We start from the raw sequence: 605 nt of genomic DNA on the forward strand, positions 1-605 counted from the left end.
GTCCACAATCGGACGCTGATTCGAGCACGTGCCCTGATTCGACCGGTTGAACTTCCGCATCCGATAAGACTTACGCGTCCCATCATCAGCCATCACCGTCACATAATCAGCCGAGACCTCCTCGACCACACCCGGCTTCTCGTTCACCACCACGTCACCGGCATCGATCGCGGCACGCGACTCCATGCCGGTGCCGACCAGCGGGGCCTCGGAGCGAATCAGCGGAACCGCTTGCTTCTGCATGTTCGCGCCCATCAGGGCACGGTTGGCGTCGTCGTGCTCGAGGAACGGGATCATCGCCGTCGCGACCGACACCATCTGACGCGGCGACACGTCCATGTAGTCGACTTGCGCGGAATCGACGAGCTCGACCTCGGAATTCCTGCGACGCACCGCGATTCGCGGCTCGACGAAGCGCCCCTCGGCATCGAGTGGCTCGTTCGCCTGCGCCACGACGTGCAGGTCTTCCTGGTCGGCGGTCAGGTAGTCGACCTCGTCGGTCACCCGGCCGTCGACCACTTTCCGGTACGGGGTTTCGATGAAGCCGAACGGATTCACCCGCGCGTACACCGACAGATAACCGATCAGGCCGATGTTCGGGCCTT

General features: G+C 63.3%; 1 pseudogene. It reads right to left on the bottom strand.

The features are described 5' to 3' along the window. Positions 1-605 (bottom strand): annotated as a pseudogene (locus NA8_RS32220) (DNA-directed RNA polymerase subunit beta); the annotation flags it as partial.

It is taken from the genome of Nocardia arthritidis NBRC 100137, assembly GCF_001612765.1.
Classification (GTDB): domain Bacteria; phylum Actinomycetota; class Actinomycetes; order Mycobacteriales; family Mycobacteriaceae; genus Nocardia; species Nocardia arthritidis.